This is a genomic window from Microbulbifer sp. ABE4_465, assembly GCF_056160765.1.
In genome coordinates, this window is the sequence record NZ_JBSWXV010000013.1 from 30,411 (window position 1) to 50,626 (window position 20,216).

The following is a 20,216-nucleotide window of genomic DNA, read 5'->3' on the forward strand; positions in this document are numbered from 1 at the left end:
TTATTTTGATTTGGTAGACATTCTTGTGCCACTGAGAAGAGCGGCGATGTCAGCATTAGTGAATAATTCTTGCGCTATCCGCACTGGCATGTGATCCGCATCGTTGCGAACCAACCCACCAGGCAAGGTGATAGGCTGAGCCAAACGGACACTATAAAGTGGCTCTCCTTCCTCAGTATCCAAGTCTTCAGCCAGATACACTCTTCCCCGGTTCTCTCGAATTAACCTTGATTGCAGATCCGATTTACGGTGACGTAGCATATTCGCCAAAGAACTATTGGCTCCCCATTTTTCACGTGCTAGCTTCCACGCACGATTGAAAACTGTGATCTGAAATACTAAATTTTCCATAACTTGTTCGAAGAAAAATCTTACGTTAAAGAAAGAGAATAAAATTCCCCAAAATCCATGCTGCAGGAAAATATCACTTTAAATTCCGCTGGTTATTGGCAATTGATAAAACCTTTTACCAATTATTTGGGTCGACTCATCGCTCCTCGATAATCATTAGACTGGAGACTTACGAAGATATGTTGACCCATCAGTCTTATTCCGCTCCATCGTAGCCGCTAGGGTACCATGAGACGCGACTTTCTGTATAAAATATATACAGCAAAATTCGCGAAGCACGCCTGCATTTTGACTATATCCGTCCTGCTTGGTCACCAAATTTGGGACATAATTTAGATGACTTAAAGGTCGTAGAGCGATGAACCCGGTTAAACCACTTTTCCGAACTGCCAGCTACTCAGTCCACATCGTTTAGAACATTCGTCAGACCATCTATTTCTATGACGATATCGCGTTCGACTAAACCAACGGACCTAGGGTTTTCATCCTTAAAAACTCGAATTTCGTTGCCACTAACTTCTGCCCCACCAATGTAGCGGTCCCCCAAAGGCATCGACCACAGCCGCTTCAGTAACCACCGCTCACGTTTCGGACGTAGAATATTTCGGCTTTCACTGTCAAAGTGGACATCCAATGTTTTCTCGGAGACTGTAGTCAACAGCAGCAGGGAATTAAAAATTCCTGACCCGCCTCCTGACATGGATGTAAGGAGAACATGAACACCGGAAGTAGTCGTCCCTACAAATTCGTAGCTGAAAAAGGGGCTCCCGTACTGACAACCAGAGCCAGAGCCAGAGCCAGAGCCAGAGCATGACTCTGAATCATGAAAGTACGTCACATGATCGCCGTTGATCTCGAATTCCCCGAAATATCTATTTGAGTTTACGGAGTTAGCAATATCTAAACTTACGATTTGCTCTCCCGAATCACTAACCAGGCCCATCAGATCCTCAACCATGCGAGGTGAGACGTAGGGCTCTCGATCAAAGAAGTAACCGCTTTGATTCAGCTGACCTTCTACTTCATCAGGGTCAAAAAATATGAGTAAAAGAAAAATCAGAAAGGCTAGAAAAGCTAGCAAACCAAAAGTTCCCTTCAGAATAATTCTTATCAACGATATACACCCTACTCTTATAGTTTGAATAGCTAATTCATAATCACCTATTCACTAAACCTAACCTTCTATTTAACTCCAGAATAATTGACGACAAGGTTCTCAAGAAACCTTATCCTCCCACGATACCTAAGCGACAAGCACTGGTAATCGCATTTAATGTTATTACCTCGAAGCCACTCTCGCTGAGACTTCCTGATCGAAAACGAAGCGTTTGTCTCGAGCGCTAATTGGTACAAAAATTTCATTTCTCGGTCGTACGCGGAAAGTGTTACAGAATTACATATAAGAACATCTTGGCGGCGCGTTGCTTGGGCGCAGTCATAACTAGGCCCACTTTGGCTCAGATAATTAAGGGCACGAGGAGAGTATCGCCAATTGGTATTTTTTAGACCTTTATTAACTGGCTCTCCGCTAAATTTATTCTCAACCAACTGATAGGTGGCACGTGACGCATTTTCTGCAGCGTAATCCAAGGCATTTCGGCGCTGCTTCGGAAGCCCCCATTCAGGCAACACAGTTGCCGAAAGGGAACCTCTCGCGCTGTCAATATTACCAATCACATCGAACTGGTTCATATGCGCCGCGTACATCAATAGCGTTTTTCTGAAACTATTCACCTCGTCAATTTTTACTCTCAGTACAGACCCAGTAGAATCGTTTACTAAAGAATCCATTCCAAGACTGTAGCAATCGACGATCGCAAGCTTTTTATCGGTCGCGAACTCTCCGCTGATACTAATATGCTGAAAATACTCCTTGCATGCTTGCTCAAGGGAAATTCCATAGTGATTGAGGTTAGTGACTCGATCTAATAGTAATTTTTGGCGAGACTTATAAGCTGGGTTCAGCTCGTAAAAACGACTCGATATCACCAGATTACTCAAAATACCGTCAACCAACCCAGTGAATATTTTTGCGCTATTCTCCGGATACAACTGACTTATCTCGTAATAAAGCGCTTTTAGCCCATTTTCAAAGCTTTCGACCTCTCGATAACTCCAAGCATCTTGTCCTTTATAAACAGAAAAGATCAAAGGGTGCCGCTTAAATATCAACTCATCAATATCATTTATGTTAAATTCCGATTGCGCATATAAGTGGGGCCGCGATAAGACTTGGTATACCTCACCAAGGCTGACGCCTCTTCTCCCCATGGATCCATAGCTCTCGAGGTAGCTCGACATAAAATACTGGTCAAACTGTTGCAACAACATCTCTAGCACGGGAAGCTTGCCGGTAAAATCTGGATTAGAGACCCGACAAACTTCCTCACTGGGGAGATAATTCTGAGTATCGGGTATCCGTTGCGGTGACTTACCCGTCAATCTACGTACAGAAAATCCACCACCATCAAGTGAAATACGCTTATCACCGCTGTGGACATAAACTCCACTCGATGGCTCTAAAAAGTAAGCATCGTCCTCGTGAACAAAAATATTTTCCCAAGATTGAACCCAATTCAATCCACCGGAATATAGTCGGTACTCATTCCCCGCAGGGTCTCCAGTATATTGATACCAAAATTCAGCCCCCTTCCAGTTGAACTCCTGCATTACTAACTGCAGGCCAGATATGCTTTTGATGTTCTTTGGATCTGATAGTGAATATATTGTTCGTTCATAATATTCATTGTCATCTGTGAACTCTTTTCTCTCCAGACGCCACTCTACCCATTCGTATCCTTGCGGTAGGTTTCCTAGCTTTGCATCGCCAACTGAAATCGAATGATTACTCATCGAAGTGAAGAACCGTGGGTGGTCTACACTCTGCCAGTACGTCATATAACTGCGATAAAAATCCTGGCAAATTTGTATATTTTCACCTCGAACCAACTTTGGTGCGATTTCATTCGCAGTGCAATTGGTAGATGCGCCAAACAGATATAAGCCCAGCCCGAGCCAAACTAACGATGTATACTTTTTCACCCCAAAATGATCACTTGCACTCATCTGCTTTGCACCAATAATAAATTCTTCTGACCACTATAAATTGTTGCGAAAACTTAACCAAAAACCCATTCGGGCACTCAAACTTCAATTGTGAAAAGGCTCTTCATCAACAAAGATCAGTCGAGGGCTCTAGCAAGTTTTACCCTTCAGTTAAACTCCCGTGCAACGTGCTACTCCAGCTCTTCATTTAAGTCAATATTGCAAAGCAGAAGTCCTGGAGCCGAGAACACTTGATTCACCAGCCGACCACTATTCCCAGTTTCACCTGCCCCAAGGCACTACGAAATTGACTTTTGAAAATACGGGCTTACACCCTGCGATATGCACCAGTGAGCACATTTACGATCAAGCGAACAAGCTTGGTTGGATGCTTGAAGATCGCTTCATCCCCGTTGATTGCGATCAATTTCCAGGACTTTGCCGCCTTTTTGAGCACCTCCACCGCTGGAGAATCCATCAGCTTTTCTAGCTCTACCTCGGGGTCGAAACCGTTTGCTACGGAGATCTCAACACCCTCATCAAGTATCGCGTACCACTTGTCCTCGTCCTGCTCAAAACCGACGATAGGGCGCACTTTCTCTTCGAAGCGCTTGATCGTTCGCTTTTCCGGCCAGCCTTCGGCAGGTTCGATTAGCACGACGAAGCCACGCTTTCCGGATTTGACGGAATCAATGTGCTGGATACGCTCGCCATAGCCAGCGCTGCCGTAGTCGTCGCGATCGCCTAAAACATAGACTCGATGGCCATCGTATTCCGGCACCCAGCTACGCAGGAAGACCGCTTTATCATTCTCGGCACCCCATGACCACTGTCGATTTTTCAGTGGCGCTTCAAGAACCTTTTCGAAATATTCACTGATATTCACGGATACTCCCAATACTTATACTTATTAACGCTTCTTATTTTTCGCTTTAATCCCCGTTGCCCAAAGGTCACTGCGCGACTTATGGGTCACGCGCGCAGAACTGTTCCCTGAGAAACTTTTCATTTGTCACCACGCGAGGCTGATGTCTGCCGCCGCGGTAACCATCCATCCAAACCACCGAACGGCAATTCTCTGGGCCCACACTGACATGGAACGGGCGATGAGCGGAATAGAAGTAAAGACGGTCAAAAGGCGTGTTCTGGACAATCCAGCGCGCAACCTCCAGCGAACTGGTGCCGGCTATGTAACAGTCTACGGCAATACCCCGGCGATCACAGATTACCTCTCCTTTGGTGTTCAGCTCTGCACCAACGTGCTGGTCGCCAGACGGGGTTATGTTTGGGTATGGATTCTGTTTGACGATACTGACCAACGCGGGAGAACTGAAGCCATAGATCAGGTGGACCTTGCCGAATACTTCAGAGGTCGGGTCGAGGATATCGCGGCACATCTGGCGGATGGAAACGTAGGTTTCCAGTTGCAAGGGAAGATTGTCGACTTTAGAGCGTCGCCAAGAATCGCTACATTCAAAGAAATCACGGTAGATAAAGAATTCGCCGCAAGCATCATCTGGATGCGGCAATTTACCAGTCTTATCCATTATTTTCTTTCAAAAGCCTATTTGAAATTTACGATGTTACCCGAAACAGCACGCCCTTAGCTTACCTAGCAGCGAGCAGATAACTTTCGCCGATATACTAGGCAATTGCTGGATCTGAAATTGCTTCATTGTCTTTTTTATTCCCCCGCTTATGCCGCTTTTTATCTTTGACAAAAAATTCAGTACCGTTCTCCGGGCGACAATCAAACAGGTCAATCGCCTTGAAAAGCTCACTCAACTTTTCAAAGCCGTAGTTTCGATGGTCGAATGAAGCGTGATTACTGATATGGCTGCCTACCTGGCCAAGACTTGCCCAGCCTTCGTCATCCTCTACCGCATTTATCGCCTGCCGCAGTAGGTTGATGAGCCCAGTGTCACTTTTGAGCTGACCGGCGCGCATAGAACCGCTAACTTCCCCTTCCACTTCATCACCATCCAAGAACAAGAACTTGGAACATGCATTCACGAAAGGCTTTGGTGTCTTGCGTTCCCCAAATCCAAGTACTGTTTTGCCCTCTGACAGTGCACGATAGACCAGCGGAGTGAAATCACAATCGGAGGAAACGAGGCATATAACATCGATATCCTTGGTGTAGAGTACATCCATAACATCAATGACTAGCGCCATGTCCGTCGCATTCTTACCTTTGACCAGGTCAAATTGCTGTATCGGCTGAATGGCATGCTCGTGCAGAATTTCCGTCCAGGGTTTCAAACCTGAACTCACCCAGTTGCCATAGGCTTTGCGTACAATGACTGCACCGTATTTCGCCAGCTCCGACAGAATACGGTCAAACTTGGACGCAGGAGCGTTGTCGGCATCGATGAAAACCGCAATTTTTTCCTTATTCTTCAACTCCACACTCCTTCCAGGATAATCACTCATTTCTTGATGGTCGCTTCGTACACAGCAAGAACACTCTAAGTTGCCTCCAGAACAAGCCACGGGTCGTTGAGATTAGATTTGGCGGCTTGTAAGTATTCTGCGCCGTCAATTTTGCGCAGGGTTAATGTCTGGATTAGCTCGGGGATCGAAGCCAGACAGCCCTGGGTATCGCGGACTGATTGCACCAACGCCCGTGTATGCTGCAGATTCTGGCGCAGATCATGTTCGGCATAAGGCATGCTCTTTGTCGGTAGTTTTTTGGCCAGTGCAATAGGACTCACGGGATCCAGTACGCTATTGAATTCATGGGACATTTTCTGGGCTGCGCCCATGGCCAAGTCCAGCCGACCCATATTAAACAGCGCTTGCACTCGCGCCTTGAATGCGAGGCAACAAAGTTCTAGGAACTGTTCAAATGCTTCCTGTTCAAACTCAGCGCAAGACAACAGATACCTGACCTCGCCAAGGTAGTACTGGGTTTCCTTCCCCAGAATCTGACTGACACTATGCCACTCCAGCCCACCGCCGCCATTCGCCTCCAGCAATGCAGCCTCCTCGACGGCAAAATTGACTTGTGCCAGGTGCTCTCGAAGCTGGCTGGCACGCACCTCGCCGATCGCAAAGAGGATCGATTCCGCCACACCCTCCAGTCTTTCCTGCATCTTCCTGATCCTACTATTCAAGACAGCAAAACCCGCGCAACTGATACCTAACCCAGCGACCGTCGCACCGAGGTTGGCAAAATGCAGTATTTGCAGCCCCTCAACCATCGATTTGAGCTGCGCCAACTGGATATTACTGCCAGCTGAGCTGATCGCTGTTAAGGGGGACAGGGCGCCGCACAAACCAGAATGCGCCAGATTACTTAAGAATCCGGTTTCCTGAACATGCGCGACTATCTGCCCGGTGGAAGCGTCTTTGATCAAGGCACCAATTCGCGTAAGGCTACCCTGTTCAATGCCCGCGATATACTTGGCAGGCACATCAAACGGAATTGGCATACTCACAACCTCCCCAGAGCATCTTCGGCAACGTCATGCAAGTATTCCTGGATGCGCTCCACCAGAGAAGAACCGCTGCCGTCCCCTAAAATCTGTGCGCTGAGCTGCCTCTCAACACGATTGCGAATGTTTTCGCGCAACTTCCCTTTGAGCTTCGCGCCCTTGATGACGCCTGTAGAGATCAGGCCAGCACTGACGATCAGACCGGATAGCAGTATTGGCCAGCTGATCGTGGTAATCCCAAACACGCCCAACAGCCCGCCTGCCGACACCACGGAAGTAGCCCCAACAGAAGGCAAGGCAGCGACACCAATGCCCGTCGCCGCGGCAGGCAGCAACAGGTTCAAAGCACCACCGCCAGAGGAGTCATCAATAGCATCCGCCTGTTGGCTGGAAAGCTTCATCTGCGCGAGCGCGGTAGTCTTATGGGCCTTTTCGGCACGCTGGAAAAAACGTGTCACCTCCCGCTCCTGCCACTCGAGATACAGGGGTTGCAGATGCTTGTCGGCAAAATTCTTCCTGAGCAAGTCGCGAATACTCGCTCGCTCCATGACGGATTCGAAAGTACTCAATAGCTGAGCAAACTCACTCCGGAACTGCAATTCGGCCTCTTCTGTAAATTGATCACGCCAATCCAGAATCGCGCGCCGAATATCGATGGCGGATTTTCGTTCGAACAGTCGTTGCGAGTCATCCGACAGGACATTTTTTCCCGCACCGACAGGTGCGTCACGAGTGAACATTTTCTTGAAAACAACCAACATTCTAAGAAACCTGCGAAATTATTTTATTCTGTATAAACTTACCAATCCGTGATCAATTTACACCGCGATACATCTAGGGTTCTGCAGCTTCTCCGAAAAAATAGGCTCCGCGATATAGATCGTATTTTGGCTCATCGATGCTCCCTTTTTGCTTGTGCAATTATTATTTTCTTATACACGACTCAAGCGCTATAGCGCGATTCCCCACAACTCTGCCAAGCGCTTGACTGTGTGATCCCATTTCGAGGTTCTAGGGCGGGCTACAGTGTTCTGATTGCCAAACAGGCCGACTTCATTCACGGCATTGGCTTCATCGACCTGATACAGCCATTTAACCGGTACGCAATAGTCGGCATCGTCTTCACCAAACTCCTCCACCATGCAGTAGCTGCCCTGGTGGTCGGGACGCTCTGCGAGGTACTCATCAACGATGATCGGATGACCGGTGACTTCGGCTACGCCGACGTAGCCTTTACCGGGGATCTGGACCCAGAGGCGGTTACCGGGTTTGAGGGTAAACAGAGTTTTGTTATACCAACGGCCGCCGCCGGCAGCGATAAAGCCATACCTGACGGCATCGTCCCAACTACGGCCATCCGGTGTGGCGCCGTAATTGCAATAGAACTCACCGTTCCAGTCGTTCTTCTGGCCGACGTTGACCGCATGCTCTTCGGTTTCCACCGGGTCGATCATCCAGGCACGGCTGAGGTACTGGTTGTCGCCATCCCGAAATACGGTGAAGAATACTGCGTTGACGGCGACACTGGCCTTGTCATTCAGGTAGTTGATGATACGCTCGGAGCTGGCATCCAGCTCGGCGGCGACAATAAGCATCTGGTGGGAGCTGTTCACATCGTCATCGGACGGGAAGATGCCGAAGCGTGCCTTGAAGGCATTGTCGAAGGAGCGCTCATGGAGCCCGTACTTGCTGGCGAACTCGCTGTAGATCTCGCTGATCTTTTCTGTAGGCAAATGCTCCACCCAGGAGGCGTAGTCGATTACCTGTGCCACTACGTCGCGTGGTGTACGGTGCTTCTTGAGTTCGATGACGATAATGGAGCCGGCGGCATCAATGGCCATCAGATCGATATACTTGCCAAAGTCGGTATAGACCTGACGGCCAATCAACATCCAGTTGGGGTTAAGGATGGAAATATCCTTTTGGATCTGCTCTTCCAATAGCAGCTCGTTATCGAGCCGCACTGGAACCAACGCCTGTGGCTGGTTTCCGATTTTCCAGATTCCGTGCTGTACTGCCATATTTTAATTTTCTTTGAATAATTATTTGAGCGTCAAAACTTCACTCTGATCCCAATTATTTCTGTCAAATATTACTGACCAATTTATCGCACTCTTCAACAACATATTCAGGAATAAGATCAAACTGAGAAGGGTCGAGCTGACAAATGAATTCGTTCTCAATGTGGTATGTCTCGTTAATAAACTTTCGGATAATAGAATTTTCAACCTCAACACCAAAAAGTCTAAACAACTGTAGCTTTTCATATCCATTTTGGCAGCTTTGATACAGCTCAGTTAATTTTGACTTATCCTTAATATCATTAGTAATTTCACTGTAATCGAAAGCCAAAACGTATCCCCTGATTGCTTCACAGCCAGCAGTAAACTTAGCAGGATCCATCTCTGGATGATCTCCTCCCGCTCCTATTGCCTCTCGCATATCAATAGGAATCTCCCTTTTATGGAATAAGTTCGACAAAACCTGATAGGCGTCACCTGTGTCGTCAAAAATCTCATAGCGACGCCTTAGATATATAAGCTTGATGATAGAGTCGCAGCCAGACTCAAAAACGCTCTGGCATATCTGAGCAAACGTCTTAATATCCGTATCAGCGATAGTCTGTTCTAAAACCTGCCCCTTATCAAATCGCAAATAGGATGCCGCCACTTGGTTGTCAAACTGTTTTCTTACAGACTTAAGAGTATCAATTATCGGTTCCACATCGTGTGTCAACATTAGTACTGTCTTGCTTTTCAGGCATGTAGAAGAATCACGCCTAAAGAGCATATAGAGAATCGCATACTTCTTATTTTTATCGAAGGAGGATATTGGGTCATCCAAAATGATTAAATCGGGTTTCTTGGCTAAACATTCATACATGAATAACACTATGGCGAAAGCGTTTTTCTCACCAAAACTAAGATGCTGACTCCCCCCGCTGAGATACTGACCGTGATCAACATGTAAAAGCTTTAGTTGAGCACTATCGCCTTCTCCTAAAATTTCAACTTTATAGCGATAGCCAGCATATGCAAGAAAACCATTGATCTCTTGCTGATACTTTTCAATCAGCTTCCTCATTGCATGGCGCTGGATATTAATCTTACCCTGCAGCAATCCAGCCTTTTTAGAAAGCTCGTCAATTGATGAATTTATGGTTTTGATAGCGGAATGGGTCTTTTCCGAATCAAGCGTTGAAAAAAACTCGAGATCAAGCTTATAAGCTGGAAGCTTCTCCGAAACCTTATCACCTTCCTTGAAGTGGAATCCTGATAAAGTCCTAAGGTGCACAAGCTTGTCGAGAAGATTATCTATCTGCGACTTAACGTGAACAATAAAAGCTTCATGCTCTTTTCCAATACCGTTTTTCAGGTATGTAATTGTAGCCAGCTTATCCCTTGCATCGTCTGAAAAGTAATTGCCCAATTTATCAAGCACACCGATAATGCCCACCAGGTTCTTGATTACATTTTTATCGTATTCCTGACTAACCCTACCAATCTGCTCCTTCTTATCCTCCGAATCCGTAGAACAGAATGGGCATACATCAGACAATTCAGAGAACTCTTTATGGCCTTTTGCCTGCCAATCAATCCAGTTGACACTCTTTTGGCTGCGAATGAATGGCTCATATGGCTCTAAGCCCTGTGGAATGTGCTCAATCTTATTTCCTGCTGACAATCCCTTCATGCCAGCCGAGGCTTTGGATAACTGCCCTTTGGCCGTCAGCTTAAATGCTCCACTTAGCTCCTCAAGATTCGAGATCAGTGTTTCCAGCTCCGGATTGTTCGTAAACTGCTGCTGGATCGTCAGGACCAAATCACCGATTTCTTGCTCAGCAGCTTTATATTCCTCTGACCTTATGAAAATTTCGAAACTATTGCTGACAAGCTCTTCTGGCCTAAATGTAAACTGACTAACATAGTTTTCGTTGAAACACATGATTTTACCTATGTGCTCTACGCCAACCACTTCTGGCCTGTTATTGTCAGGGTTGTTATCTCGATACTTAAATGGCATGAGCTCAGCTAAAGCACTTTCGTCCCCTTCTGAGCCATACTGAATAGCTTTGGCAATTGTGCTTTTCCCTGTTCCATTGGGCGCAAACTTAATGTTGAGCTTCCCTTCATCTACCGTTACTGTTGCTGAGTCGATGTTGTTGCAATTTTTAACAACAATCTCCATGACATGATCCTATTTTTTTGTAAATAATTGTGCTTAAGCCAAATTTGCACAACTCTATAGCTATAGCTCGCCAGAGAAAGCTTTCCGCCCTAACGAACCAACCAAAGCCCCGGCTGCCCTTGACAATATTTCCTGCTTTTTCAGATTCTGCGTAGTTTTTTGATAGATATGTTCATACTCCCTCTGAACATGTAGAGGTGGAATTGCAATTTTAAGTGTCTTTATATCATCGAAGTTCAGACCTGCCTTCACAGCAGATTTGTTTTTCGCACGAAATTGACGCACACCAGATTCTGAAGAAAGAAAAGCCGACAAATACCTGGGAACTATCCGATCTTGATTTACCCTTAGCAAAGCAAGATGCTGATTTATATGTCCACCTACAATGTCATCCGTTACGACGGATGAGCGACCTAAATCTGCAGTTATCGAGAGCAGTACATCACCAAGCTCTACTCTAGTTCTATTAGCTTCAGCACCAAGCGGGGCATTCACGTAGGCCATATCCCCGAGGTAGAGCTTATTTTCTCCAACATTTTGGATTCGAATGAATTTGCTCCCTTTCTCAGAGTAGTATTTCGCCCAACCGCGCGAGCCACTCGTCAAAAAGATCAATGATTCATCTAAACTTTCAACATCCCATCCCTTCGGATTCGTCACCGGATCACCAAACATATCCAGAAACACCGCGCGCAGGAATTCGTCGGCGAGGGCGATGGCTTGTTGGCGTTTGCGGCGGATGGCGTCGGCCTTGTCGAGGATGGCGGCGATGCGTTGTTGTTCTTTTAGGGGGGGCAGTGGAAGCGTTAGCTCTTTAAACCTACCAGCATCTAAATTTGAAATATTTGTTGTCTGACGACCACAGTGACGAATCGCATGCTGTGATCTTGGAGACGTAATCCAGTGGTACAGATATCTCGGATCAATTTTTTCGGACAGCGGGCGAACAATAGATATAAAACCACCCGCTGTTGACTCGTAGTCTAATTCATCAACAAAACTTGCCTTACCCACCAGCTCCCAACTGTTTGCTGACGAAATGAGAATATCTCCTTCTTGGAGATACTGTTCTTTTCTTTTTACAAATGCTTTAGGAACAGCTATCAAATCACGGGTATCCAGCCCTTCAACTTGAACGTTCTTTGTTCGCATAACAACTGCAGAGCCTTCGCTGAAAGGCTCCACTTGATCATCTGGTTTAAACGTTACACCACGAATAAAGCGAATCACTGAACCAAGCGCTACAGTTGGGACACTCACAGCATCCCCTCCAGCGCCTTTAGCTCGGTAACAATCTCGTCTTCCAGTTTCAGCAGCCGCGCCAGAATCTCCTTGGGCGGGTCGTACTGCTCCTCCTCGTACACCACTTCTTTGTAGCGGTTGATGGAAAGGTCGTATTTGTTGGCTGCGATATCGGCGGCATCCACCACAAACGCCTTGTGGGTCTTGTCGCCGAACTGCTCTTCGATCTCCTCGGCGCTGGCATTGGCCAGCACCAGCTGGCGGTAGGCCTGCCATACTTCCAGCGCATCCGGCAGGTCGTTACTACCCTCGCCTTTCAATGGGGTGCGCTTGTCATCGAGGGAATAGCCGTCTGCTTGCAGATCGTAGAACCACACGCGCTCGGTGCTGCCGCCCTTGGTGAACAGCAGCACGGCGGTGGAGACGCCGGCGTAGGGTTTGAACACACCGGATGGCAGGCTGACGATGCCCTCCAGCTGGTTGTGTTCCAGCAGTTCTTTACGCAGTTGCTGGTGCGCCTTGGAGGAGCCGAACAGCACGCCGTCGGGCACGATCACCGCGGCAAAGCCGCCGGGCTTGAGTGCGCGCAGGATATGGGCGACGAACAGCAGTTCGGTCTTTTTGGTCTTGACCATGCCGAGCACGTCCGGGTTGACGTTGCTCTCGTCCAGGCTGCCCTTAAACGGCGGGTTGGCGAGGATCACATCGAAGAAATCCTGCTCCTGCAACGGGTAGTTCTCGCGTACGGATTTGTTGAGGCTGTCCTGGTAGTGGATATTGGCCCCGGCCACGCCATGCAGCAGCATGTTCATGCTGGACACGCGCAGCATGGTGGTATCGAAGTCGAAGCCCCAGAACATGTCGCGGTTGATGTGTTCGCGCCAGGGCTCCAGCAGGTCGCCGGTGTAATGGGGGTTGCCGTCCTCGTCGGTGAAGGTGCCAGCCTCGCTTGAGTGCACACGGTTCAGGTATTCCATGGTGCGGGCGAGGAAGCCGGCGGTGCCGCAGGCGGGGTCGCAGATAACGGCATCCGGCTGCGGGTCGGCCATGGCGATCATGGCGTCGATGATATGCCGCGGGGTGCGAAACTGGCCGTTGATACCGGCGGTAGTGAGCTTGCTGAGCAGGTACTCGTAGATATCCCCCTTCACGTCGGACTGGGTCAGCGGCAGCTGGTCGATCATCTCCACAGCGGCGACCAGTACGGACTCGTTCTTGATTTCGATATCCGCGTCCTGCATGTATTCGCCAATACCTGCGAGGGCGTGCACAGTGGTGCCGTCTTCACCGATGTCTTGCTGGCCCAGGTTGGCGAAGAAGGGAAATACCTCTTTCTTAAGGTGCGTGAGCATTTCCTTGCCGGCCATGTTTTTGAAGTTCTTCCAGCGCAGCAACTGGCCTTCCGACGTCTGCGGGAACAGGCGATCGAAGTCCTTGCCAGTGCGCGCGGCCTTGCGCTCGGCCACCTCTTCCTGCATGTCGAGCATGCGCGCGAACATGAGGTAGGAGATCTGCTCGATCACGGTGAGGGGGTTGGCGATACCGCCGGTCCAGAATTTCTCCCAGAGTTTGTCGATATCGTTGCGGATTTGTCCGGTTAGCATATTACTTCTCTACTTCTTCAATTGCGTATTCCGCCTCGGGCTCTTCTATGCCCGCTTGCGGTTTGTCTTGTGTTTTCGCGGCTTTCTCCGGCGACGGCATGTACTCGAGCTCGAGTTCCGCCTTTTCGGTGAAATAGCCGGGTAGCTCGGCGCGAATGGCGGGAGCCAAGTTCTTGAACTCGCCGACTTTTTTGACCAGGTTCCCTTTGCCGAGCGTCAGCTGACCTTCGGCCTTGGCGTAGGCCTCGGTCGCCTTCTCAAGGCCTTTCTTCACGTTTTCGAAACTGCCGAGGAAGCTGTTCAATTTCTTAAATACACCCTCAGCCTTTTTCGCCAGAGCAGCAGTGTGCTTATTCTGGTCTTCGAAACGCCACAGCTGACGCACGATGTTCAGGCTGGTCAGCAGCGTTGTAGGCGTGGATACCAGCACGTTGTTGCCAATCGCCATCTGGAACAGCTCTTCATCCGCTTTGAGCGCCTCAACGAAGGCGGACTCGATAGGAATGAACAGGAACACCATCTCCGGGGAATTGAGTTCGTTGATCTTGTAATAGTCCCGGTCCGCCAACTCCTTGATACGGTCGGATACCGCCTTGACGTGGTCCTTCAGCGCCAGCTGACGCTCGGCTTCGTCCTCGCTGTTGACATAGCGGGTATAGGCGTTGAGGGATACCTTGGCGTCAATGATCAGGTGCTTGCCCTGAGGCAGGTTCACGATCACGTCCGGGCGCTGTTTGCCCTCCTCCGTGGTAAAGGACTTCTCGCGCACATAGTCCTTGCCCAGTTGCAAGCCAGAACGGTCTAGTACGCTCTCCAGCACCATCTCACCCCAATTGCCCTGCAATTTCTTTTGCCCACGCAGGGCGGTGGAGAGCTCGTGGGCTTCGGTGGTGATCTGCTGGTTGAGCGCCTGCAGTTGCTTCAGCTCGTTCTTGAGCTCGCTGCGCTGTGCCGTTTCACGGTGGTGGATCTCCTGTACCTCTTTCTTGAAGCCATCCATGGATTCTTTGAAAGGATTGATCAATGCATTGAACGTGGTATTGCTGTTCTCCTGCAGGACCTTGCTTTTCTGATCGAGGATATCGTTGGCGAGCACTTTGAACTCTTCGCTGAGTGCTTTTTTCTGTTCCTCGAAATGGGCAAGCTGTTTGCGGTGGCTTTCGTCACGTTCGGCCAGTGTGGTCTTCAGCTGTGCGTGCTCTGCATTCAGTGTGCTGTGCTGAGATTGCAACTGCTCGTACTTCTTCTCCAGGGCGAGATAGCTATCGCGTAGTTCGTCAAGGAGCTGCTGCAGCTCTTGCGAGCGCTCGGTGAGTCGCTGGCGACTTTGTTCCAGCTCTTTGCTGGTGGCGTGCAAGCTATTTTCGGTTTGGCGTAGTTCGGCCCGCTGCGCATCCAGTGCCTGCTCCAGCTTGAGATAGCGCTGCTTGAGCTCAGCTTCGCTCTTTTCCACGGCTTGCAGGCTGGTACGGAGTGACCGTTCCTCCAAGCGCAATTCGCCAAGTTCTTTGCTGGCGGCTTCCAGTTGCAACTGGGCCGTGTCCCGCTGTTGCAGTAATTCCTGAATTCCGACTTCGGCTTTGGTCAGCTCGGTCTGCACCAACGCCAGGGCTTTACCTGCGCGAAGGCTCGCGACCAGGTATGCGACTAACGAGAGGGTCAGTGCGATGCCCCCTGCGGCAATCCAGTAATGCATGGGTAATTCTTGGATCGTCATTTTTCTCTCAATCTTCTAGATATTCTTCGCTTTTGACTCAGCTGGGGCCAGTGGCCGACTCTGCTTTCAAAAATGGTTTAAGGACCGCCACCAGCTCATCGACATCGGTAGGCTGGAAGACGCCATCCACCCCTTCGTGTGACACGCTGGTAAAGGGTGCATCGTAGAGTTTCTCCACGGTGATGGTGCCGTGCTCGGCGATGTGGTTCTTGAGCAGGTTCATAAAGCGCACCTGGGCATGGGTGAGCTGCGGGTGCGCATGCAGGAAGCCGGTGAAGTGGGCTTCCACCGCCTGTGGGTCCATACCTACCAGTTCCTGGAGCGTAAGCTGCAGCTCACTGGCGGTACGGCCGTAGAATTCGTTCAATGCCTCCAGGCTAACTCCCGGATGCTGGGTGAGGATACTTGAGGCGAGCGTGTTGAGTTCTTCCTCTTGTACGGGTTCGCCCTGACGCACCTTCTGCAGAATGGGGTTGCGCTCGAGCACCTGATCGAGAATGGCTTTGACGCGGCGGCGGTACAGCATAGCCTCGTTAGCACCGGCAATGATGACCTTGCGCTCGGATTCTTGAATGCCAAGATCTGTGGTGCTGGTGCTCGGGGTGGCGTAGAGGCCGCCACTCCCAGCCTGCCGGTACTTCATGATGCCGCGCAGTTCACTGCGTGCGTTTTCCAAACGCTCGACACTGGGGTTTTGCCAGAAATCGGCACTGCGCACCTCGTCGATCACTTTGTCTTTCTGGCGTACCGCCTGGATGTTTACTGCGAGCTTGTCGAGCTCCTGCAACAACTGATCTTTGCCTTCATCGAAACAACTGGCCTGCTCCACCAGGCAGCGCTGGATATTTGCAACAAGGCGGTCGAGACCGATGGCAAACTTGTCTGGCAGCACTCGTGCGCCCATCAGCGGCGCGATAGTGCTTTGCAGAATATGCTGGGTGTTGCCGTCCATGCGTTGCAGGGCATCGGTTTGCTGCAGCTGGTGCACGGTGCGCAGTTCGCGCTTTACCGCGATGCTACTGTCGGGCAGGTCGTTGATGTCGGCCTTGAGCAGTTCCAGCGCGGTGTCGAAACCCTGACGATGGTTAGCTTTGAGGCTGGCGAGTGCCAGCTCGAGGCGCGCTTCGAACAATGTTTGCAGCAGGGATTTACTGCCGGTGTCTTCGGCTTCTTGGTACTCCTCGTCGAAGAAGCTGAAATTGCCGTAGTGATCGAAGATCAGGAATTCAGATTTATGCTTGCCCGGGCCAAACAGGTTCTCGCAAAGGCGGGTGCCACGGCCGATCATCTGCCAGAATTTTACCCAGGATTTTACCGGGCGAGCGAACACCAGGTTGACCACCTGGGGCACATCGATGCCGGTGTCCATCATGTCTACGGAGATCGCGATACGGAAGTCGGTGCCCGCTTTCTTGAACTCACCAATCAGGCTCTCGGCCTTGGGCACGGCATTGTGGATCACCTTGCACACCCGGGTTCCGTACTGCGGGTAGAGCTTGCAGAACAGCTTTTCCAGATGCTCGGCATGCTTCTGGTTCTGGGCGAAGATGATGCTTTTGCCGACCAGTGAATCGGTCTCGTCCTTGATGCCGTTGTTCACCAGGTTCTCGAGAATGACGCGGTCGGTGTCCTCGCTGAAAATTTTGCGGCCGATGTCTTTACCGGCGAACTTTGCCTTCTGCGCCTCTTCCTCGCCGAGGTCTTCTTCCAGCTGTGCGCGCTGCTCGTCGCTCAGGTCCTGATAGTGGATACCTTCGCGCAGGAACTCGGTGGTGAGGTCTTTGACCCGGAACGGCACCAGATATGGCGGCTCGTTGTTGATGGCAGCATCAAGGCCGAATTCAAAGGTAGGGTCGGTGCTTTCACAGCCGAACATGTCGAAGGTATTGCGGCTGATGAATTTGACCGGAGTCGCGGTGAGACCCAGCTGTAGCGCGTCGAAGTAGTCAAACAGGTCGCGGTACTTGTTGTAGATACTGCGATGAGACTCATCGGCAATGATCAGGTCGAAAAAGCCAACATCCAGCTGTGCAAAGCGATTCATCATGCCGGGGTAAGTGGCGATGTAGATTCGCGCGGACTGGTCTATTTTGTTGCTCTGACCAATGACACAGCGTGGCTCGCTGGGTAACAGCTCCTTGAAGGCGTTGTCGGCCTGGGTGCGCAGCTCTTTGCGGTCACATAAGAACAGCACGCGTTTACCCCAGTTGGTACGCAGCAACAGTTCACTAATGGCGATGGCGACACGGGTTTTACCGGTGCCGGTAGCCTGTACGATGAGGGCGCTGCGACGCTGCTCCTGATAGCGGTTGGCAATGGCCTTGATCGCCTCGATCTGATAAGGGCGACCGGCGATATCGGTTTTCGGGTTGAACTGCTCCGGGTGTGCTTCCCGGTACTGGCGCTGGTAGATCAGGTACTCGAGGCTGTCGCGGCTATAGAAACCATACACCGGACGATAGGTGTTGTACTGGGCATCGTCCCAGATGAAGGTTTCGTACCCATTGGTGTAGAAGATGACCGGGCGGCGGTAGCCCATTTTTTCCAGGGAATCGGCGTACAGGCGCGCCTGCTCCCTGCCGGCCTGCAGGTTTACTTCACCGGATTTCTTGGCTTCGATCACTGCCAACGGCTGACCGTCTTCGCCCCAGAGCACATAGTCGACATAGCCCTTCCCGCTAGGAGTGGGCTGATGGGTCACCTCGAACTCCAGGCTGACCTGCTCTTTATTGTTCAGATCCCAGCCGGCCTGGGCGAGCATGGTGTCGATCAACAGCTGGCGGGTCTTGGCCTCGCTCCACTGCAGGGAGTCGGCGACCTGGTGGCTTTGCGCTTGCTTGGCGAGAGCATCCTGCTTGTGTGGCGGCTCGATGACGGCGCTGTTACGCGTGCGCTCTCTCTCGAGTTCGTCAATCATCCGCTCCAGCTGCGCGCCCTGCTGTGCCAGCTCGGCTTCATATTTAGTGACCGACTTCTGCAGCTGACTCAGGCGCGCGGTGGGATCCTCAACATCCCGGTATGGCGGAATATCGGACTTGGATTTGCGGTAGTATTTGAGGCCCATGTACATGGCCAGCTGGTGGGCGGTGCCCAGCGCCATTTGCGCATTGCGCAGATTGCCCTCGGCACCGTGGGCGGTTTCATTGCCTTGTACACGCAGGTAATTAAGCTGGTGAATCAGCGAGCGATCCACACAGCTTTCAAACACAGAGTTTCGGACCAGCTCGTAGAAGTTTGCCTGCGGCATGCGCGGCAGGCGCTCCTCCTTGTAGATGCTCTTGGTCACTTCCTCGGCAAAGCCGCGCAGGCGCGTCAGCGCACTGCCCGGGTCGACATGCAGCACCGCCTCGGCGAGTCCACCGAGGTTGGCGAGGGTCTCGTTTTCCGGCCGAAGGAATTCGAAGTTCTGCGATTTCATATAAAAAATTCTATCCATACCCGCCTTATAGCGAAGAGCGTGCCAGCTTTCACTTGAGGCCGAGTTTTTCCATCAAATTGGTCAGGGTCTGGTAGTTGTTCAGGCCGAGAAGCGCGGCGGCGCGCGTCTTCTTACCTTGTGCTGCTTCCATCGCCCGCGGGATGTAGTGGCGCCAGATATCGTCACAAAGTTCTTGGATATCAAGGCCTTGGGACACATCCTGATTGAGTACACCCGGCTCCCGCTCCGGCATTTGGAACAGGGCCTCGCGCAGGTCTTCCGCTCCAATCGTCTCACCAGAACTCCAGAGCGCGGCCCGCAGCAGGGTCGAGTGGAGTTCCCGCATATTGCCCCGCCAGGGGTTCCTTAGAATAAGGTTTTTAGCCTCAACAGAAAATCTTTTACCCTCGAGGTGAGAATCCTGACTACCCAGGGTTGCCAGTACACGCTCGGCCAGCAGCCCCAGGTCACCGTGCCGCTCCCGTAAAGGTGGCAGATGCAACACCCCTACCGCTACACGGTAGAACAGGTCTTCTCGGAAGGTCCCGTCCGTCACCGCCTGCATCAGATCACGATTGGTCGCCGCAACAATTCGCACATCGACGCGAACTTCATGCCTACCCCCTACAGGGGTAAAAGTACCGTCCTGCAATACACGGAGCAGGCGCACCTGCACTGCCGGGTCCAGCTCGCCGAACTCATCCAAGAATAGTGTGCCGCCGTCGGCCTGCTGGAACACCCCCTCCTGATCGGCGGTTGCTCCCGTGAAGGCGCCTTTTTTGTGACCGAAGAGGATGGAATCGATTAGCTCGGGAGGAAAAGCGCCACAGTTCACCGCCACAAAAGGGCGAGTTGCGCGTGGGCTGGCATTGTGGATCGCGCGGGCAAACAGCTCTTTACCTGTGCCCGACTCACCATAGATCAACACTGGCACCTCACGCGCAGCGAGAATCCCCGCCTGGGTTTTGAGGCGCGTCATCTGCGGATTCTGGGTGATGATGTCGGCGAAGGCTGCGTTGGCGGGCGCGTTCGCTGTGGACAGCTCGCTGATCGCCCGCGAGCCGATGCTGTCCGCTGCGGGAATATACTCCGCCGCGATTTCGAACGGGATCTCGACCTTGCTGACGCCCTCCTCCAATGAGGATTGCCAGAAGGTCACAGGAAAGCGTGTTTTACCCAGAAGGATCCAGACCGCTTGCATCGCCGGGGTTCCC

General features: G+C 50.9%; 15 protein-coding genes. 1 reads left to right on the top strand and 14 read right to left on the bottom strand.

The window, feature by feature from the left end:
- From ACXAG1_RS16240 to ACXAG1_RS16255, 4 genes are all read right to left on the bottom strand, one after another.
- Positions 1-351, bottom strand: a complete 351-nt coding sequence (locus ACXAG1_RS16240; RefSeq protein ID WP_475120270.1) for a hypothetical protein — start codon at positions 349-351, stop codon at positions 1-3.
- Between the two features lie 397 nt (positions 352-748).
- Positions 749-1,465, bottom strand: coding sequence for a hypothetical protein (locus tag ACXAG1_RS16245; protein ID WP_475120271.1), 717 nt, complete (start codon positions 1,463-1,465; stop codon positions 749-751).
- A 68-nt stretch (positions 1,466-1,533) separates the two neighbouring features.
- On the bottom strand, positions 1,534-3,417 hold the full coding sequence (locus ACXAG1_RS16250; RefSeq protein ID WP_475120272.1) for a lysozyme inhibitor LprI family protein: 1,884 nt from the start codon (positions 3,415-3,417) through the stop codon (positions 1,534-1,536).
- Between the two features lie 307 nt (positions 3,418-3,724).
- Complete coding sequence (locus ACXAG1_RS16255; protein ID WP_475120273.1) at positions 3,725-4,282, bottom strand: hypothetical protein; 558 nt, start codon at positions 4,280-4,282, stop codon at positions 3,725-3,727.
- A gap of 220 nt (positions 4,283-4,502) precedes the next feature.
- Between ACXAG1_RS16255 and ACXAG1_RS16260 the strand changes: the two genes are divergently transcribed.
- Positions 4,503-5,003 carry a hypothetical protein gene (locus ACXAG1_RS16260; protein WP_475120274.1) on the top strand — a complete coding sequence of 167 codons (501 nt, stop codon included), beginning with the start codon at positions 4,503-4,505 and terminating at the stop codon, positions 5,001-5,003.
- Between the two features lie 37 nt (positions 5,004-5,040).
- Here ACXAG1_RS16260 and ACXAG1_RS16265 read toward each other — a convergent pair whose 3' ends face one another.
- From ACXAG1_RS16265 to ACXAG1_RS16310, 10 genes are all read right to left on the bottom strand, one after another.
- On the bottom strand, positions 5,041-5,799 hold the full coding sequence (locus ACXAG1_RS16265; RefSeq protein ID WP_475120275.1) for an NYN domain-containing protein: 759 nt from the start codon (positions 5,797-5,799) through the stop codon (positions 5,041-5,043).
- Between the two features lie 65 nt (positions 5,800-5,864).
- Positions 5,865-6,830: a hypothetical protein gene (locus ACXAG1_RS16270; protein WP_475120276.1), complete on the bottom strand. Its 966-nt coding sequence runs from the start codon at positions 6,828-6,830 to the stop codon at positions 5,865-5,867.
- Positions 6,831-6,832: 2 nt separating this feature from the next.
- A complete protein-coding gene (locus ACXAG1_RS16275) occupies positions 6,833-7,594 on the bottom strand; it encodes a hypothetical protein (RefSeq protein ID WP_475120277.1) in 762 nt (253 codons plus the stop codon).
- Between the two features lie 189 nt (positions 7,595-7,783).
- Positions 7,784-8,854, bottom strand: a complete 1,071-nt coding sequence (locus tag ACXAG1_RS16280; RefSeq protein ID WP_475120278.1) for a hypothetical protein — start codon at positions 8,852-8,854, stop codon at positions 7,784-7,786.
- A 64-nt stretch (positions 8,855-8,918) separates the two neighbouring features.
- Positions 8,919-11,021 (bottom strand): AAA family ATPase, encoded by a 2,103-nt coding sequence (locus ACXAG1_RS16285; protein WP_475120279.1) that lies wholly within the window; start codon positions 11,019-11,021, stop codon positions 8,919-8,921.
- A 60-nt stretch (positions 11,022-11,081) separates the two neighbouring features.
- Positions 11,082-12,281, bottom strand: a complete 1,200-nt coding sequence (locus tag ACXAG1_RS16290; protein ID WP_475120280.1) for a restriction endonuclease subunit S — start codon at positions 12,279-12,281, stop codon at positions 11,082-11,084.
- On the bottom strand, positions 12,278-13,867 hold the full coding sequence (locus tag ACXAG1_RS16295) for a type I restriction-modification system subunit M (RefSeq protein WP_475120281.1): 1,590 nt from the start codon (positions 13,865-13,867) through the stop codon (positions 12,278-12,280). Before ACXAG1_RS16295 ends, ACXAG1_RS16290 begins: the two co-directional genes overlap by 4 nt.
- A gap of 1 nt (position 13,868) precedes the next feature.
- Positions 13,869-15,584 carry a DNA recombination protein RmuC gene (locus tag ACXAG1_RS16300; RefSeq protein ID WP_475120282.1) on the bottom strand — a complete coding sequence of 572 codons (1,716 nt, stop codon included), beginning with the start codon at positions 15,582-15,584 and terminating at the stop codon, positions 13,869-13,871.
- Positions 15,585-15,621: 37 nt separating this feature from the next.
- A complete protein-coding gene (locus tag ACXAG1_RS16305; RefSeq protein WP_475120283.1) occupies positions 15,622-19,002 on the bottom strand; it encodes a type I restriction endonuclease subunit R in 3,381 nt (1,126 codons plus the stop codon).
- A 49-nt stretch (positions 19,003-19,051) separates the two neighbouring features.
- The gene (locus ACXAG1_RS16310) at positions 19,052-20,203 is read right to left on the bottom strand and encodes a sigma-54 interaction domain-containing protein (protein WP_475120284.1); all 1,152 of its coding nucleotides are present in this window, start codon (positions 20,201-20,203) and stop codon (positions 19,052-19,054) included.
- Positions 20,204-20,216: the final 13 nt, after the last annotated feature.

Coding starts and splice junctions, on each gene's coding strand:
- ACXAG1_RS16295 (WP_475120281.1), bottom strand. CDS start 13,867: ATGCTAACCGGACAAATCCGCAACGATATCGACAAACTCTGGGAGAAA.
- ACXAG1_RS16275 (WP_475120277.1), bottom strand. CDS start 7,594: ATGTTGGTTGTTTTCAAGAAAATGTTCACTCGTGACGCACCTGTCGGT.
- ACXAG1_RS16270 (WP_475120276.1), bottom strand. CDS start 6,830: ATGCCAATTCCGTTTGATGTGCCTGCCAAGTATATCGCGGGCATTGAA.
- ACXAG1_RS16260 (WP_475120274.1), top strand. CDS start 4,503: ATGAGCGGAATAGAAGTAAAGACGGTCAAAAGGCGTGTTCTGGACAAT.
- ACXAG1_RS16240 (WP_475120270.1), bottom strand. CDS start 351: ATGGAAAATTTAGTATTTCAGATCACAGTTTTCAATCGTGCGTGGAAG.
- ACXAG1_RS16280 (WP_475120278.1), bottom strand. CDS start 8,854: ATGGCAGTACAGCACGGAATCTGGAAAATCGGAAACCAGCCACAGGCG.
- ACXAG1_RS16300 (WP_475120282.1), bottom strand. CDS start 15,584: ATGACGATCCAAGAATTACCCATGCATTACTGGATTGCCGCAGGGGGC.
- ACXAG1_RS16285 (WP_475120279.1), bottom strand. CDS start 11,021: ATGGAGATTGTTGTTAAAAATTGCAACAACATCGACTCAGCAACAGTA.
- ACXAG1_RS16305 (WP_475120283.1), bottom strand. CDS start 19,002: ATGAAATCGCAGAACTTCGAATTCCTTCGGCCGGAAAACGAGACCCTC.
- ACXAG1_RS16250 (WP_475120272.1), bottom strand. CDS start 3,417: ATGAGTGCAAGTGATCATTTTGGGGTGAAAAAGTATACATCGTTAGTT.
- ACXAG1_RS16310 (WP_475120284.1), bottom strand. CDS start 20,203: ATGCAAGCGGTCTGGATCCTTCTGGGTAAAACACGCTTTCCTGTGACC.